16 protein-coding genes are annotated in these 15,465 nt (G+C 70.4%); 8 read left to right on the top strand and 8 right to left on the bottom strand.

Going from position 1 to position 15,465, the window contains the following annotated elements:
• Positions 1-99 precede the first annotated feature (99 nt).
• Positions 100-1,464, bottom strand: a complete 1,365-nt coding sequence (locus H7X46_RS20410) for a rhodanese-like domain-containing protein (protein ID WP_186360924.1) — start codon at positions 1,462-1,464, stop codon at positions 100-102.
• 210 nt (positions 1,465-1,674) lie between these two features.
• Between H7X46_RS20410 and H7X46_RS20405 the strand changes: the two genes are divergently transcribed.
• From H7X46_RS20405 to H7X46_RS20385, 5 genes are all read left to right on the top strand, one after another.
• On the top strand, positions 1,675-2,871 hold the full coding sequence (locus tag H7X46_RS20405) for an FAD/NAD(P)-binding oxidoreductase (protein ID WP_186360923.1): 1,197 nt from the start codon (positions 1,675-1,677) through the stop codon (positions 2,869-2,871).
• A gap of 25 nt (positions 2,872-2,896) precedes the next feature.
• Complete coding sequence (locus H7X46_RS20400) at positions 2,897-3,238, top strand: rhodanese-like domain-containing protein (RefSeq protein ID WP_186360922.1); 342 nt, start codon at positions 2,897-2,899, stop codon at positions 3,236-3,238.
• Complete coding sequence (locus H7X46_RS20395) at positions 3,235-4,074, top strand: sulfite exporter TauE/SafE family protein (protein ID WP_370588877.1); 840 nt, start codon at positions 3,235-3,237, stop codon at positions 4,072-4,074. The genes H7X46_RS20400 and H7X46_RS20395 overlap by 4 nt, the downstream gene beginning before the upstream one ends.
• A gap of 161 nt (positions 4,075-4,235) precedes the next feature.
• Positions 4,236-5,594, top strand: a complete 1,359-nt coding sequence (locus H7X46_RS20390; RefSeq protein ID WP_222131371.1) for a selenium-binding family protein — start codon at positions 4,236-4,238, stop codon at positions 5,592-5,594.
• A gap of 1 nt (position 5,595) precedes the next feature.
• Positions 5,596-5,946: a 2Fe-2S iron-sulfur cluster-binding protein gene (locus tag H7X46_RS20385; RefSeq protein WP_186360920.1), complete on the top strand. Its 351-nt coding sequence runs from the start codon at positions 5,596-5,598 to the stop codon at positions 5,944-5,946.
• Positions 5,947-5,970: 24 nt separating this feature from the next.
• On the opposite strand, the gene H7X46_RS20380 is transcribed toward H7X46_RS20385, so the two are convergent.
• A protein-coding gene (locus H7X46_RS20380) for an IS5 family transposase (protein ID WP_186362799.1) occupies positions 5,971-6,851 on the bottom strand; the annotation gives its coding sequence in 2 pieces (ribosomal slippage) (positions 5,971-6,452 and positions 6,452-6,851; 882 coding nt in all).
• A gap of 159 nt (positions 6,852-7,010) precedes the next feature.
• Between H7X46_RS20380 and H7X46_RS20375 the strand changes: the two genes are divergently transcribed.
• Genes H7X46_RS20375 through H7X46_RS20365 form a run of 3 tightly spaced genes read left to right on the top strand, consistent with a single transcriptional unit; the run spans position 7,011 to position 9,261 of the window.
• Positions 7,011-7,676 (top strand): TetR/AcrR family transcriptional regulator, encoded by a 666-nt coding sequence (locus H7X46_RS20375; RefSeq protein ID WP_186360919.1) that lies wholly within the window; start codon positions 7,011-7,013, stop codon positions 7,674-7,676.
• Complete coding sequence (locus H7X46_RS20370; protein WP_370588876.1) at positions 7,673-8,668, top strand: MDR family oxidoreductase; 996 nt, start codon at positions 7,673-7,675, stop codon at positions 8,666-8,668. The genes H7X46_RS20375 and H7X46_RS20370 overlap by 4 nt, the downstream gene beginning before the upstream one ends.
• A gap of 17 nt (positions 8,669-8,685) precedes the next feature.
• Positions 8,686-9,261, top strand: coding sequence for a peroxidase-related enzyme (locus tag H7X46_RS20365; protein WP_186360918.1), 576 nt, complete (start codon positions 8,686-8,688; stop codon positions 9,259-9,261).
• Positions 9,262-9,354: 93 nt separating this feature from the next.
• Here H7X46_RS20365 and H7X46_RS20360 read toward each other — a convergent pair whose 3' ends face one another.
• The 6 genes from H7X46_RS20360 to H7X46_RS20335 form a co-directional block, all read right to left on the bottom strand.
• The gene (locus H7X46_RS20360; RefSeq protein ID WP_370588875.1) at positions 9,355-10,308 is read right to left on the bottom strand and encodes a LysR substrate-binding domain-containing protein; all 954 of its coding nucleotides are present in this window, start codon (positions 10,306-10,308) and stop codon (positions 9,355-9,357) included.
• A 171-nt stretch (positions 10,309-10,479) separates the two neighbouring features.
• Entirely contained in the window at positions 10,480-11,484 is a 1,005-nt protein-coding gene (locus tag H7X46_RS20355; protein ID WP_186360917.1) for an isopenicillin N synthase family oxygenase, read from the bottom strand.
• Positions 11,485-11,681: 197 nt separating this feature from the next.
• A complete protein-coding gene (locus H7X46_RS20350; protein WP_186360916.1) occupies positions 11,682-12,731 on the bottom strand; it encodes an L-idonate 5-dehydrogenase in 1,050 nt (349 codons plus the stop codon).
• Positions 12,732-12,743: 12 nt separating this feature from the next.
• Entirely contained in the window at positions 12,744-13,514 is a 771-nt protein-coding gene (locus H7X46_RS20345) for an SDR family oxidoreductase (RefSeq protein ID WP_186360915.1), read from the bottom strand.
• A gap of 12 nt (positions 13,515-13,526) precedes the next feature.
• Positions 13,527-14,594 (bottom strand): D-2-hydroxyacid dehydrogenase, encoded by a 1,068-nt coding sequence (locus H7X46_RS20340; RefSeq protein ID WP_186360914.1) that lies wholly within the window; start codon positions 14,592-14,594, stop codon positions 13,527-13,529.
• Positions 14,594-15,229: an RraA family protein gene (locus tag H7X46_RS20335; RefSeq protein ID WP_186360913.1), complete on the bottom strand. Its 636-nt coding sequence runs from the start codon at positions 15,227-15,229 to the stop codon at positions 14,594-14,596. Before H7X46_RS20335 ends, H7X46_RS20340 begins: the two co-directional genes overlap by 1 nt.
• Between the last annotated feature and the right edge of the window lie 236 nt (positions 15,230-15,465).

Raw genomic sequence — 15,465 nt, 5'->3', positions numbered from 1 at the left:
GACCTCCCTGCTTCCGGGGCGAGAATACGGGGAGTTCCGGCGCGCGCACTGATCGCGTCGACCCCGGCCCGGGGATGACCCCGGGCGCGGGCCGTCGGCCTAGCCGTGGGCCATCGGCAACCCGGCCGCCCGGGCGTTGCCGAACGCGTCGTCCACGGCGACGACGTCGTGCCCGCGGGCGTCGAGCAGGCTCGCGACGATCGCAGCGCGGTAGCCCGCGGCGCAGTGCACCCAGACCTGGCCGGGCGGAACCTCGTCGAGGCGCTGCAGGACCTCGTGGATCGGGATGCCGACCGACCCCTCGATGTACTCGGGTGCGCGCTCCGCCGCCCGCCGGACGTCGAGCACGGCCGGCGGCTCCCCACGCCCGATGCGGTCGGCGAGGTCGGCGAAGGTCGCCTGCGGGAATCCGCGCAGCAGCGAGGCGTCGCCCGCCCAGTCCTCGGGCTTGCCGGTGGCGATGGCCGCGGGCCGGTCGATGCCGATGCGGACCAGCTCGCGCTGGGCCTCGGCGACCTCGGCTGCGGTCTCGCCGAGCAGCGTGACCGGCGTGCCCCACGGCAGGAGCCAGCCGAGGTAGGTGACGAACTGCCCGTCCAGCCCGAGGTTGACGGTGCCGGCGAGATGCCCGGCGGCGAACGCGGTACGCGTACGCAGGTCGACGACCCACTCGCCGGCCCCGATCCGGCGGCGCAGCTCGGCCGGGTCGGCCTCGGCCGGGGCGGAGAGGTCGATCTCGGTCGGGCCGGCGAGGTTGGCCGGCTCCATGTGCGCGTAGTAGGCGGGGTAGTCCTCCAGGCCTGCGATCAGGTTCTCGACCCAGGTCGCCTCGTCCTGGCTCAGTGCCGGGTTGGCCCGCTTCTCGGCGCCGATGGTGCTGGCGGTCCCCCCGGACTGGGTGGCCGAGCAGAAGCTGCCGAACCCGTGGGTCGGGTAGATCTCGGTGCGGTCGGGGAGTTCCGCGGCCAGCCGCCGGGCGGAGTGCCACTGCGCGTGGGCGAGGTCGGCGGTGTGCTCCGGCCCCAGCAGATCCGGGCGGCCGGTGGAGCCGTAGAGCAATGAACCGCCGGTGAACACCGCGACCGGCTCGCCGTCGGCGCCCGCCAGGATGAACGACAGGTGCGTGTGGGTGTGCCCGGGGGTGTGCAGGGCCCGGATCCGCATGCTTCCGACCGCGACGACGACGCCGTCGTGCAGGCCGACGCGCTCGAAGGAGACCGGGTCGTCGGCGTTGACCAGGTACTGCGCGCCGGTCGCGCGGGCGAGGGCGTGCCCGCCGGTGACGTAGTCGTTGTGGATGTGCGACTCGAAGACGTGCGTGATCCGGACGCCGGTCTCGGCGGCGAGCGCCCGTATCCGGTCGTGATCGCGCTGGGGGTCGACCACGAGCGCGACCTCGCCGTCGTGTGCGAGGTAGCTGCGGTCCCCCAGGCTGGGTGTCTCGACGGTCAGAACAGTGATCATCGCTCGGTCCGGTCCTCTCATCGACGGGCGCGACACGCCCACAAGGCACCTGCTCAACGGCAGTAAATGAGCGAACATTCCACCGGTGAGTATGGCCCATGTCACCTGAGAGCGCGATGTTGCGGGCATCCCTGTCCGTTTCAGGTGATTGTGGGGGCGTTGCACAGGGCGCTACGCTATGATGTCCGTACATTTAGAGGAGGCGGGCACATGTCTGGACACCGGATCCTGATCGTCGGCGGCGGCAGTGCCGGTATCAGCGTCGCGGCGCGCCTGCGCCGGGCCGGCGAGCACGACGTCGCGGTGATCGAGCCCGCGGTCACGCACTACTACCAACCGCTATGGACCCTGGTCGGCGGCGGACGGGCGCCGGTGGAAGAGAGTGCGCGACCGCAGGCGTCGGTGATGCCCAAGGGGGTCACCTGGATCCGGAAGGCCGCGGTGTCGGTGGATCCGGACGCCCGTACGGTCGACCTCGTCGACGGGACGAGCGTCGAGTACTCCTACCTCGTGATGTGCCCGGGCATCCAGCTCGACTGGGCCAAGGTCACCGGGCTGTCCGACGCGCTGGGGCGGGACGGGGTGTCCAGCAACTACCGCTACGAGCTCGCCCCCGCGACCTGGTCGTTCGTGCGCGAGCTCCGCCGGGGCAGCGCGGTGTTCACGATGCCCAGCGGTCCGATCAAGTGCGCGGGAGCCCCGCAGAAGATCGCCTACCTCGCGGCCGACCACTGGCGGCAGCAGGGGGTGCTGCGTGACATCGACGTGCACCTGGTACTGCCGACCCCGGGCATGTTCGGCGTGCCCGAGTTTGCGGCGGTCCTGGAGCGGGTCGCGAACCGGTACGGCATCCACGTCCACTTCCAGAGCGAGATGACCTCGGTCGACACCGCCAAGAAGGAGATCGCCGTCGTCGACCATGCCGCCGGCGACGCCACGACGACCCTGTCCTACGACGTGCTGCACGCGGTGCCCCCGCAGAGTGCCCCGGACTGGGTGAAGAAGACGGCCCTGGCCGACCCGAACTCGCCCGCAGGCTACGTCGAGATCGACAAGCACACGATGCAGCACACGCGCTACCCGAACGTCTTCGCACTCGGGGACGCCGGCTCGTCACCGAACTCGAAGACCGGCGCCGCGATCCGCAAGCAGGCCCCGGTCGTCGTGGAGAACCTCCGCGCGGTGATGGCGGGCCGTGCTCCCGGTGCCCGCTACGGGGGCTATGCCTCCTGCCCCCTCACGACGTCGCGGAAGCACATGCTGCTCGCCGAGTTCGACTACTCGATGACGCCGACGCCGTCGTTGCCCTACATCGACACGATCAAGGAGCGCCGCGACATGTGGTACCTGAAGCGGTACGGGCTGCCGGCCCTGTACTGGAACGCGATGCTGCGCGGGCTCGCCTGATCGACCGTCCAGAAGGGACCCGACGATGACTGCACCCGACGAGATCCCGCAGACCGATCCGGCGGGCGCCCGCGAGCTCGCCGCCCGGGGTGCGCTGCTCCTCGACGTGCGCGAGCCCGAGGAGTGGCGGGCCGGGCACATCGAGGGCGCATTCCACGCCCCGCTCGGCGACCTCGACCCGGCGCGGTTCGACCGAGACCGGACGGTCGTCGCCATCTGCCGCTCCGGGAACCGTTCCGCCACGGCCGCCGCCGCGCTCGCCGGCGCCGGCGTCGACGCCCGCAACCTGGCCGGGGGCATGAAGGCCTGGGCGGCCGCGGGCCTGCCGTTCGCCGGCGAGGACGGCGAGCCCGGGACCGTCGCGTGACCGGTGCCCTGGCCGGTGCGCTGGGACTGGTCGTCGGACTGGTCATCGGCACCCTGGGCGGCGGTGGGGGAGTGCTCGCCGTTCCCGCGCTCGTCTACGCACTCGGTCAGGACGGCCGGACGGCGACCACCGGCAGCATCGTCGTCGTCGGCATCATCTCGGTGGTCGGCGTGCTCGCCCGGCTCCGGGAGCGGACCATCGACTGGCGGACCGGGATCGCGTTCGGCGCGTCCGGCGTCCCCACGGCATGGGCCGGCACCCTGCTGAACCGGAACGTGTCCCAGTCGGTGCTGCTGCTGTCGTTCTCGGTGCTCACCGTGGCCGTTGCCGTGCTGATGCTGTTCCGGAGCCGGTCCGCCACCGGCCCCGGTCCCGAGCCCGGCCCGCCGGGTCCCGGCGGTGCGGGCGGGAGCGGGACCGTGACCGACGCGCCGCCTCGGCGGCGGACGGCGGTCGTGCGCGCCCTGCGGGTGGGCAGCGCGGGAGCGGTAGTGGGCTTCCTGGCCGGCTTCCTGGGCGTCGGCGGCGGGTTCCTCGTCGTCCCCGCGCTGGTGGTCGTCCTCGGGATGCCGATGCCCGCCGCCATCGGGACGTCACTGCTGGTCCTGACCCTCAACGCGGTCAGCTCCCTGGCCGCGCGCGCGGGGGACCTGGAGGTGGACTGGCGCGTGCTCGGCCCGTTCGTCGCCGTTGCGGTGCTCGGTGCCATGGCGGGCAAGCTGGCGGGGAACCGCCTGTCGTCGGCGTCGCTGCACCGCGGTTTCGCCCTGCTGCTGCTCCTCGTCGGAGGTGCCGTCGGGGTGGAGAGCGCGCTGGGGCTCGGCGCGGCCGCGTAAGAGTACCCATATCTGGGTCACGTAGACAGACAATGTCCGGTGTGTGGTCGCAGGCCCGGCCCATGGTCAAGCCTTGCATGGCATAGATCACACGGCTAGCGTGAATGTGCGGACATTCGATCGCTGTGGTGCACCAACCCGTCTCCAAGGAGAGATGCGTCGTGAGTGAGTCGTCGGCATGCTGTGGCCCGGGGTACGCGACACCGGCGGAGGCCACGCGCGCCGAGCCGGAGAAGCTCGGCTACACGATCGCGCTGTACACCGGGACCGATGTGGTGGAGCCGGACTACCTGGCCACAGTCGACCTCGACCCGGAGTCGCCGACGTACTCGGAGGTCGTGCACCGGTTGCCGATGCCCAACGTCGGTGACGAGCTGCACCACTTCGGGTGGAACGCGTGCAGCTCGTGTCACGGTGACGCCAGCCGGGAGCGCCGGTTCCTGATCGCCGGTGGGCAGCGCTCGGGCCGTATCCATGTGATCGACACCGCGGATCCCCGGGCGCCGAGGATGCACAAGGTGATCGAACCGGCTGAGGTGATCGAGAAGGCGGACCTGACCGCGCCGCACACCGTGCACTGCCTGGCCGACGGCCACGTCATGATCAGCATGCTGGGTGACGGGAAGGGGAACGGGCCGGGCGGGTTCCTGCTGCTCGACTCCGACTTCGAGATCGCGGGCCGGTGGGAGCGCGACGCGACCGGCATGGAGTTCGGCTACGACTTCTGGTATCAGCCGCGGCACGACGTGATGATCTCGAGCGAGTGGGCGGCGCCGAACACCTACCTGGGCGGCTTCGACCTGGCCGACGTCGAGGCGGGCAAGTACGGTCGCCGGCTGCACTTCTGGGACTGGGAGAACCGCACGCTCACCCGGAGCGTCGACCTCGGCGAGGAGGGGATGATCCCGCTGGAGGTCCGGTTCCACCACGACCCGGCCAGCACGCACGGCTTCGTCGGGGCCGCGCTGAGCTCGAACATGTTCCACTGGCATAAGCCGAACGGGCAGTGGGAGGTCGAGAAGGTCATCGACGTCCCGCCGGTCGAGATCGAGGGCTGGTCGTTCCCGGTGCCCGGCCTGATGACCGACATCCTCGTCTCGATGGACGACCGGTACCTCTACTTCGTGAACTGGCTGCACGGCAGCGTCAATCAGTACGACATCACCGACCCGTCCCGGCCGCGGCAGACCGGGCAGGTGTGGATCGGCGGTCTGCTGGGCAAGGCCGACGAGGTCAACGGGCGGCCGGTCGCCGGTGCCGCCCAGATGATCCAGCTCTCGCTGGACGGCAGGCGGCTCTACACCACCACCTCGCTGTTCAGCAGCTGGGACAACCAGTTCTACCCGGCGATGGCCGAGCAGGGTTCCCGCATGTACAAGATCAACTGTGATCCGGAGAACGGCGGGATGGAGATCGACCCGAACTTCCTGGTCGACTTCGGCGCGGAGCCGGCGGGCCCGGCCCGCGCGCACGAGATGCGCTACCCGGGCGGGGACTGCACCTCCGACATCTGGCTCTGAGGTGCCCGCCTACGACATCACGGTCCGGAACCGTGACGGCCGGGTGGTCCGGGTCGACGCCGACCGGTTCCTGCTCGACGAGCTGGAGGCCGCCGGATTGCGCCTCCCGCACGGCTGCCGGTTCGGGGCCTGCCTGACGTGCGCGGCGACGATCATCGAGGGAACGGTCGACCAGTCGCAGGGCCGCTCGTACGCGCTCCGGCCGGAGCAGGAGGCCGACGGGTACGTCCTGCTCTGCGTGGCCCGGCCGCGGTCGGACTGCGTGGTCGAAGTCGGGGTCCGGCGCGACCTCTACGTCAACCCGTTCCGCCACGGTGGCCGCCGCCGCGGGGTGTCGTGCACCGAGCTCTGAGAGAGTGTCTCGGATCCTGGTTGATCAGTCGGCGAGGTCTTCTGCTAGGCGGCGGGAGGCCTCGGTCTCGATCGGGCCGCGGGGCTCGATCTCCTCGCCGGCCAGCCGAACGGCCATCAGCCGGATCATCGCGACCTGGATCATGGCCTCGGCGTGGGCGGTCTTGCGTTCGTAGTCGCGGGCCAAGCGTCTGCACCTCGTGATCCAGCCGAATGTTCGTTCCACCACCCAGCGACGGGGCAGCACCTGGAAGCCTTTCACGTCCGCGTTCCGCGGAACGCACACGATCTCGAGATTCTCCTGCTCGTGCGCCCACCGGACGAGACCGGCATCGACCGAGTGGACGTAACCGCCGTCCACCCAGACCAGCCCGACCTGCGGGAACAGTGTCCGTAGATCACCGAGCACGAGCTTGGCGCCGGCCCGATCCTGCACCGAAACCGAGTGCACGATCGTGCGCAGCAGCAGCCCGCACGTGTAGACGAGCAGGTGTCGCTTGCGGCCCGGACCCGCTTACCGGCGTCGTAGCCGATGGCCTCGCCGCCCTCGGAACTGCGCGCCGACTGGGAGTCGGGCACCGCGGCCGAGGGCTGCGGGTCCCGGCCGTCAGCGACTCGGACCCGGTCGCGCAGCGTGTCATGCACCCGCGCCCAGGTGCCATCGGCGGTCCAAGCGGCGAACCACCGGTAGGCGGTGCCCCACGGTGCCAGGTCGTGCGGCACCAGCCGCCACGCACACCCGCTGACCAGCACATACAGGATCGTGTCGATCACCAGCCGCCGCGAGTGCACCAGCGGGCGCCCGCCCAGCGCCGGGCTCCTCGTCGGCAGAAGCGGCTCGATCACCGCCCACTGAGCATCGGTCAGCGACGAGTCATAGGCAGGCTTGCAGACACAAACGCACACCGACCGGATGATCACGACAACCACGCCGATACCACGGCTCCCACGCCACGCGATCACCCGGATTCACAACACTCTCTGAGGGCGGTCTGCCTCCAGTGGTGTCGACCGCCGCCTCGATGTGCGTTGACTTTGCGAGTCGATCGGTCTAGAAAAAATCGCGTGCACCGGGCCACCGCATCTACCGAGCCGCGGCGGCGGCGCGGCCGTCCCCGCAAGGACCAGACCCAGCCGGACGCGCCACGGGCCCGGCTGCTGCGTCAGGGCGTCGCGATCCTGACCGAGAAGGGGTTCAGCGCCGTGGGGATCGAGGAGATCCTCGCCGCGGCCGGGGTGCCGAAGGGGTCCTTCTACCACTACTTCGACACCAAGGAGTCCTTCGGCCTCGCGTTGATCGATGCGTATGCCGACTTCTTCGCGAAGAAGCTCGATCGCTGGTTCACCGACGAGGAGCGGCGCCCGCTCGACCGGCTGCGTGACTTCATCGCCGATGCACGGGACGGGATGGCGCGCTTCGACTACCGGCGAGGGTGCCTGGTGGGCAACCTGGGGCAGGAGATGGGTGTCCTGCCGGAGCCGTTTCGCGATCGCCTCGCCGTGGTCCTTCGGGACTGGGAGGAGCGGACGGCGCGCTGCCTCCGCGCGGCACAGGATGCAGGCGAGATCCCGGAGGACGTCGACTGCGCGATGCTCGCGCAGTTCTTCTGGATCGGCTGGGAGGGCGCCGTGCTGCGCGCCAAGCTCGAGCGAGACCCCGCTGCGCTCGACACGTTCGCGGAGGGATACCTCGCGATGATCCGAGCGGGAAATCAGGAAGGACCACTGTGAGAGACCGGTTCACCGCCGTGCTGATCGAGAACGGCACCGGCGGGCAGTCGGTGCGCGTAACCGACGTCCCGACCGACCAACTGCCCGAAGGAGACGTCACGGTTCGGGTCGCCAGTTCGACCCTGAACTACAAGGACGCGCTCGCCATCACGCGGAAGAGCCCGGTGGTGCGGAGCTTCCCGATGGTCCCCGGTATCGACCTCGCCGGCACGGTCGAGGAGTCCACGAACCCGGATTTCACGCCGGGTGACCGCGTCGTGCTGAACGGCTGGGGTGTGGGGGAGCGTCACTGGGGTGGGCTCGCCGAGTACGCCCGGGTGAAGGGCGACTGGCTGATCCCGCTCGAGCCGGCCTTCACCTTCGACCAGGCCATGGCGATCGGCACGGCCGGTTACACCGCCATGCTGTGCGTCATGGCGCTGGAGCGCCACGGGATCACTCCCGACTCCGGGGAGGTGCTGGTGACCGGGGCTGCGGGCGGGGTCGGCAGCATCGCCACCGCGGTGCTGGCCAGGCTCGGATACCAGGTCGCCGCCGTCACCGGGCGGATCGACGAGTCCGACTATCTCGTGAACCTGGGTGCCGGACGGGTTCTTCCCCGCTCGGACTTCAGCGAGCCCGGCCGGCCGCTGGCCAAGGAGCAGTGGGCCGGCGCGATCGACGTGGCCGGCGGCCAGGTGCTGGCCAACGTGTGCGCCTCCATGCAGTACCGCGGCGTCGTGGCCGCATGTGGGCTGGCCGGTGGCATGGACCTCCCGGCAACCGTGGCCCCGTTCATCCTGCGCGGTGTCACCCTCGCCGGGATCGACAGCGTCATGTGCCCCCGGAACGAGCGACGGGAGGCCTGGCAGCGGCTCGCCCGCGACCTCGACCCTACGATCCTCGGCCCGGTGACCCAGAGCGTCGCGCTCGATGCGTGCATTCCCGTCGCCGACGAGCTGATCGCCGGCGCGGTGCGCGGCCGGGTAATCGTCCCGATCTCCAACGACTAGCCGAAGGACACCGATCCATGACGGATTCGACCGATGTCAGCCGCTTCCCGACCCCCGCGCTCGACGACCTGCCCGAGGACGTGCGGGACCGCATTCTTGCCGTCCAGGAGAAGTCCGGTTTCATCCCCAACGTCTTCCTCGTGCTCGCCCGCCGGCCGGACGAGTTCCGCGCGTTCTTCGCCTACCACGACGCCCTGATGGACAAGCCGGGGAACCTGACCAAGGCCGAACGCGAGATGATCGTGGTCGCGACGTCCAGCCCCAACCAGTGCCAGTACTGCGTCGTCGCCCACGGTGCGATCCTGCGGATCCGGGCCAAGGACCCCCTGATCGCCGACCAGGTTGCGGCCAACTACCGCAAGGCCGACATCACCGACCGGCAGAAGGCCATGCTCGATTTCGCGATCAAGGTGTCGGGGGAGGCCTACAGGGTTTCCGAGGACGACTTCGCCACCTTGGCGTCGCACGGATTCACCGAGGAGGACGTCTGGGACATCGCCGCCATCTCGGCGTTCTTCGGACTCTCCAACCGCATCGCCAACGTGACGAACATGAAGCCGAATCCGGAGTTCTACGGCATGGGTCGCGGCTGAAAACCACGCACGACTGCGCTCGCGAGATGATCACGGAGCCGAGTCCACTACCCGACCCGCTGCCGCGGACGCGTCACACCGCGAGCCGGCAGTTCAGGCAGTCTCGTCACGCGTAGTGTCTCCACCATCTTCTGTGGTGTGGGGTCCGGCTGGGCTGATTCCGCCGGATGGGTCCGAGTACAGGCTCGTGCACCTGGATCGGATCAGCGCCAGGGTCTCCGCGACGAGCGGGTGACTCGACGCGCCCTTCCGTGTGGCGGCGACGATCCGGCGCGCCGGCACGGGCTCACCCGACAAGCGGAGGCGGGTGACGGCCCATTCCGAGCTCAGCCGGCCCAGCCGCGGCACCAGCGTGACGCCCAGCTCCTGCGACACCATCGCGGCGCCGGTCTCCCACTCGTCCGCCTGATGCACCAGGTTCGGCGTGAAACCCGCAGCGACACAGGCGGCGACGGTGAGGTGGTGATAGGCGCTCTCCGGCCTGCTGATGATCCACGATTCCCCAGCGGCGTCGGCGAGGGTGACGCGCTCGCGCGAGGCCAACGGATGGCTCGTGGGGACCACCAGGTCCAGCGGATCGTCCACGAGCAGCTGTTGATCGAAGCGGAGGTCGCCCAACGGTGGCGAGTCGGTGGTCACCATGACCAGCGCAAGATCGGCCGTTCCCATCTCGACGAGCTCGAAGCACTCGGCAGGGTCCGCCTGGACCAGGCGGACGTCGAGACGAGGGTGGCGATCACGGAGGGCCGCCGCGGCGTGGGGCAACAACTGCGTGGACGCAGTGGAGAACCCGCACAGGGTGAACTGCCCCGAGGGTTCGTCCGCGGCGGCCGCGAGCTCGCTGCGTGCGGCCTCCCACTGGGCCTGCATGATGGCTGTGTGGCGCAGGATGATGCGTGCCGCCGGGGTGAGTTTGACACCGCGGCCGGACGGCTCGATCAGCGTGACCCCGAGCAGCTCCGCCAGCTGACGGAGTTGATAGGAGCTCGCCGACGGGGTGTAGGCCAGGGCACTTGCCGCAGCCGTGACGGTTCCGTAGTGGTCCACGGCCTGGAGGACCTTGAGCCTCGGATCAAGCACCACGGCGTCCGGACATGACTCTCGCCTCCATGTGGGAACGGTAGTGCCCCGTCGCGGGAGTTCCACGACCTCCGGTGGAGCGACGGCAGTGGGGCTTCGACCGTTGTCGAAGCCCCACTGCCGAGCGTCCGTCACACCCTACTTGGTCGTGGCGAGGATCGAGGGATCGTCGTTCAGGTGCGGGTAGACCGTGGTGAACCACTGGGTCTTGTACTCGCCGCAGGTGAACGGGTTCGGGTCGGCAGGGTGGTCGGCATCGACGCAGGTCGGCACGGTCTCGACGAGCGCGTCGAAATCGAGGTCGATGAAGAACGCGACCGAGTAACGCTCGGCGCCGCTCTCGTTGACCACGCGGTGGACCGTCGACGAGTACTTCCCGTTCGTCATCTTCGCGACGAGGTCACCGATGTTGATGACGAACGCGTCCTCGACGGGCGGGGCGCTGATCCACTCGCCGTCCTTGTTCTGCACCTGCAGCCCGCCGACGCTGTCCTGGGACAGGATGGTGAGGATGCCCTTGTCGGTGTGGGCACCGATGCCGATCGCGTTGTCGTCCTCCGTCTGCGGGGGGTAGTGCAGCAGACGCTGGATGGTGATCGGGTTGCGCTGCTTGCGCTCGAAGTACTCGGGGTCGAGGCCGAGGCTGATCGCGAACGCACTGACCAGCTTGCGGGCCAGGGCGCGCATCGCCGCGTAGTACTCGTCGCAGGTCGCCTCGAACTCGGGGAACTCGGCCGGCATCAGGTTCGGTCCGAAGAAAGGCGAGACGGTGCCCTGCTTCGCGCCGTAGTCGAAGGCCTCCTTGAGGTCGGCGGTGGCCTTGTTCCGGTCCGCATTCTCGGCGGACGCCGGAATGTACCCGCGCGCCGTCGGGCCGGACTTCGCGACGTGGATCTTCTCCTTGACGTCCTCGGGAAGGGCGAAGAACTTCTCGGTGTCCGCGTACATGCGCTTGACCAGTTCGGAGGGGACCCCGTGGTTCTTCACGTAGAAGAACCCGACCTGCTCGCAGGACTCGCCGATCTGACGTGCAACGCCCTCAGGGTCGCTTCCATCGATGAGGGGCGCGATGTCGATGACCGGAATCTCGTGAAAGGCGGTCTGCTTGCTGGCGAACCGGTTGACGACGGGTGCGTCGGACATGAGGCAACTCCAATGGGCCTGTTCGGTGATCCGATGTGTCGCGGTCACCGCCGGGGCGGGCTTTCGAAGGCGACACAGAAATGGTCGCGCAGCCCATAGCTCAAGTAAAGCGCACAAATTTCGACGTGACCGTGCGAAATCTTTGCATGGATTGAAGACAGCATTCCGGCGTGTGGCCCGAGCCCGCGCCAGGGCCGCTAGCGAGCCTCGGTGAAGTCCAGGAGCACCTTGCCGGAGATCGCGGCGTCGGCCGCGACGGCGAACGCGTCCAGGGTCCGGTCCAGCCCGAAGGTGTGCGTGACGATCGGGTCCACGTGAAGCGACCCGTCGGCCATGGCCGCGATGACGTCGTCGATCTCGTCGTTGAACCGGAACGAGCCGATGAGGTGCAGCTCGCGGGTGATGGCCGAGGCGATGGGGACGGGCTGCTCGCCGTCGGGCAGCAGCCCGACCATGACGACCGTGCCCCCGCGGGTTGCGCCGGCGATCGCGGAGGTAAGCCCACGGTGGTTGCCCGACGACTCGACGACCACGTCGGCGTCTACGGCGGCGATCGCGTTCGTGTCCCCGGCGCGCAGGGTCCGGGTCGCGCCGACTGCGCGGGCGATCCCGAGGGGGGTGTCGTGCAGGTCGGTGGCCACGATCTCGGTGGCACCGGCCCGCCGGGCCACCGCGACGGCCAGCGATCCGATCGGCCCACATCCGACGACCAGGACCCGCTTACCGGTGAGGTCGCCGGCCCGGGCGATGGCGTGCCAGGCCACTCCGGCGGGTTCGGCGAGGGCTGCGGTCCGGAGATCGAGCCCGTCGGGCAGGGCGCGCAGCATCCGGGTGAGCAGCACGACCCGGCGGGCGAAGCCGCCGTGGGTGTGCGGCAGGCGCGCCGCCGAGCCGAGGTAGCGGACACCGGGGGAGAGGTTGGGGCGGTCGGGCGGGAAGCGCACGTCGGTGTGCTCGTGGGTGGCCGGGTGGACGGCGACGGCGGCCCCGCGGGGTGGGCCGCTGCCGTCGGTGGCCGCGCGTGCGACGACGCCGACGATCTCGTGGCCGAGGACCATCGGTTCGCGCAGGACCGACTGGCCGACGGCGCCGTGTCGCCAGTAGTGCAGGTCGGATCCGCAGATCCCGCCGTAGGTGACCTCGACGACGGCCTCGTCGGGCGCGGGGTCGCGGACGGCGATGTGGTCGACCCGGACGTCGTCGACACCGTGTGCGACGACCGCCGGGGTGGCGGGGGTGCTGGTCATGTCTCCTCCGTTTCAGACGACGACGGTCATGCCGCCGTCGACGAACACGACCTGTCCGTTGACGAAGTCCGATGCAGGGGAGGACAGCCACACGGTCGGGCCGACGATGTCGGCGACCGATCCCCAACGTCCGGCCGGGGTCCGGCCGAGGACCCAGTCGTTGAACGCCGGGTCGTCGACGAGCTTCTGGGTCATCTCGGTGTGGATGTATCCCGGCGCGATCGCGTTGATCCCGATGCCGTGACGCGCCCACTCGGCGGTCATGGCCCGGGTCAGGTTGCGCAGCCCGCCCTTGGCCGCGGTGTAGGGGCCGATGGTCGGGCGGGCGAGGTCGGTCTGTACCGAGCAGATGTTGACGATCTTGCCGTGACCGCGGGGGACCATCCGTGCGGCGACAACCCGCCCCACGACGAACGCGCCGGTGAGGTCGATGTCGACGACGCGGCGCCAGTCGTGCAGGCTCACCTCGAGCAGCGGCTCGCGGTGTTGGACGCCGGCGTTGTTGACCAGGATCTCGATCGGGCCCACCTCGTCCTCGATCGAGGCGACGGCGGTGGCGACCGCCTGCTCGTCGAGGATGTCGAAGGCCCGGGCATGGACCCGGTCGGTGCCGTGGCGCGACGCCAGCGCCACGCGGGCCGCCTCGAGCCGCTCGGGGTCCACGCCGTTGAGCACGACCGTCGCGCCGGCGGCGGCGAGCCCCTCGGCGATGCCCAGCCCGATGCCGCGGCTGGATCCGGTGACCAGCGCGATCCGGTCGTGGAGGTCGAATGCCGGTGTCATTCCGGGTCCCTCTCAGTAGAACTCGACGGTGTCGACCCGGTTGATCAGGTCGTGGCCGTCGAGCAGGCGGGTGGCGTTGGCAGCGAAGAGCTCGGCGATGCGCCGCTCCTCGCCGGGATCCAGGGCCGCGGTGTGCGGGCTGACGAGGACCCGGTCGTGGTTCCACAGCGGGCTGTCGGCGGGAAGCGGTTCGGTCGCGAAGACGTCGAGGGCGGCGAAGCCGACGCGCCCGGCGTCCAGCGCCTCGAGCAGCGCGTCCTCGTCGACGACGGTGCCCCGGCCGACGTTGACCAGCGTCGTCCCCGGCCGCAGGGCACCGAGGACGTCGGCCCCGAGCAGCTTCTCGGTGGCCGCCGTGCCCGGAAGCGTGTTGACCACGGCGTCGACCTCGCCGGCCACCTCGACGAGCCGGTCCGGGTGCACCACCCGGTCGACTCCCGGAACGGCGGCGCCGCTGCGGCGCGTGCCGACGACGGTGGCGCCGAGCGCAGCGAGCTTCGTCGCCACCACCCGCCCGATCCCGCCGAGGCCGAGCACGAGGACGGTGGAACCCTCGACGCGGCCCATCGGCCAGCGCCCGCTCCACTCCCGGTCGCGTTGCAGGCGGGTCAGCCGGGGCAGGTTCTTCGCCCCGGCCAGAACGCCCAGGAGCGCGAACTCGGCGAGCGGGCCACCGTGCACCCCGGCTGACGTGGTGAAGCTGACCCGGTCGAGCTCGTCGGCGGTCAGGCCGGCCGCGGCCACCTGGCTGCCGCCGCCGGCGGCCATGGTGTGCACCCAGCGCAGCCGCGGGTTGGCCCGCACGGTCCGGGCGAGTGCGGCCGGGTCGACGTCGGGAATCCCGTACAGGGCGTCGGCCGAGTCCACCAGGGACTCGTAGGCCCGCTGCTGCGCCGGGGTCCGATGCCAGTCCGGGTCGCCCACGAAGTCGGCCGGCCAGCGCATCGGGGGCAGCAGCTCGTCGTCCACGACGAGGTCGAGCCGAGGTTCGAGTTCGGTGATCCGGGTGCGGTCGGCCGCGGCCAGCGGTGCGGCGGCCACCACCCGCAGCGGCCCGTCCGGGCGCGTCGCGTCGGTCATCAGGCGACCTGCTCGCGCAGGGCGGCCACCTCGGCGTCGAGCTCGGCCTCGCGGGCGACGATGTCCTCCACCCCGGTCAGGGCCTCCTCGATCCGGTGCGGCGGGATGACGATCACCCCGTCGTCGTCGGCGACGACGACGTCACCGGGGTGGACCACGACGCCGCCGATCGCGACCGGCTCGCCGATGGTCCCCGGCCCGTTCTTGAACGGGCCGGCCGGGGTGAGGCCCCGGGCGAACACCGGTACCCCGAGCCGTTCGATGATCGCCCGGTCGCGGACGTAGCCGTCGACGACCGCGCCGGTGGCGCCGAAGGCCGCGAACCGCTGGGCGAGGTTGTCGCCGATGATCGCGCGGCCGTCGTAGCCGAGTGCGTTGATCACGACGAGGTCGCCGGGGCGGATGTGGTCGAGGGCGTCGATGACGGCCCGGTTGTCCCCGGCGACGGTCAGGACCGGCAGTGCGGTGCCGACCGCGCGGGCCCCGGGCCAGATGGGGGCGATCCCGCCGTCGACGATGTTGAGCCGGTCGAGCGCGTCGCCGAGGTTCGCGGCCGAATGGGTGCGGAGCCGATCGAGTACGTTCGGCTCGACCCGGTCCCAGCCGGGCGCCACCCGGACGTTGTCCTGTGCCATCGGTGTCTCTCCTCGATGCGGTCGTGCGCCCGGGTTCCGCCGCTGGACCGGCGGACGCAGCCCTGGCCCGAAATGCGAACACGTTCGCGTTTTGATGCGAGGATAGTGCCTGGAGCGGCGGCTCCAGGCAAGGCCTCGTCGCGGCGCCGTGCGTCGCGGCACACGGTCTGTGCAGGCGTGGTGACGGAGGCCAAGTTGTTACCCGGCCCGGCGACATCCGGTCTTGACCCATCGTA

Origin of the sequence: Pseudonocardia sp. C8, assembly GCF_014267175.1 — a bacterium.
GTDB lineage: Bacteria > Actinomycetota > Actinomycetes > Mycobacteriales > Pseudonocardiaceae > Pseudonocardia.
Note: the sequence above shows the minus strand (reverse complement) of the source record. Positions and strands in the feature narration are given on the sequence as shown.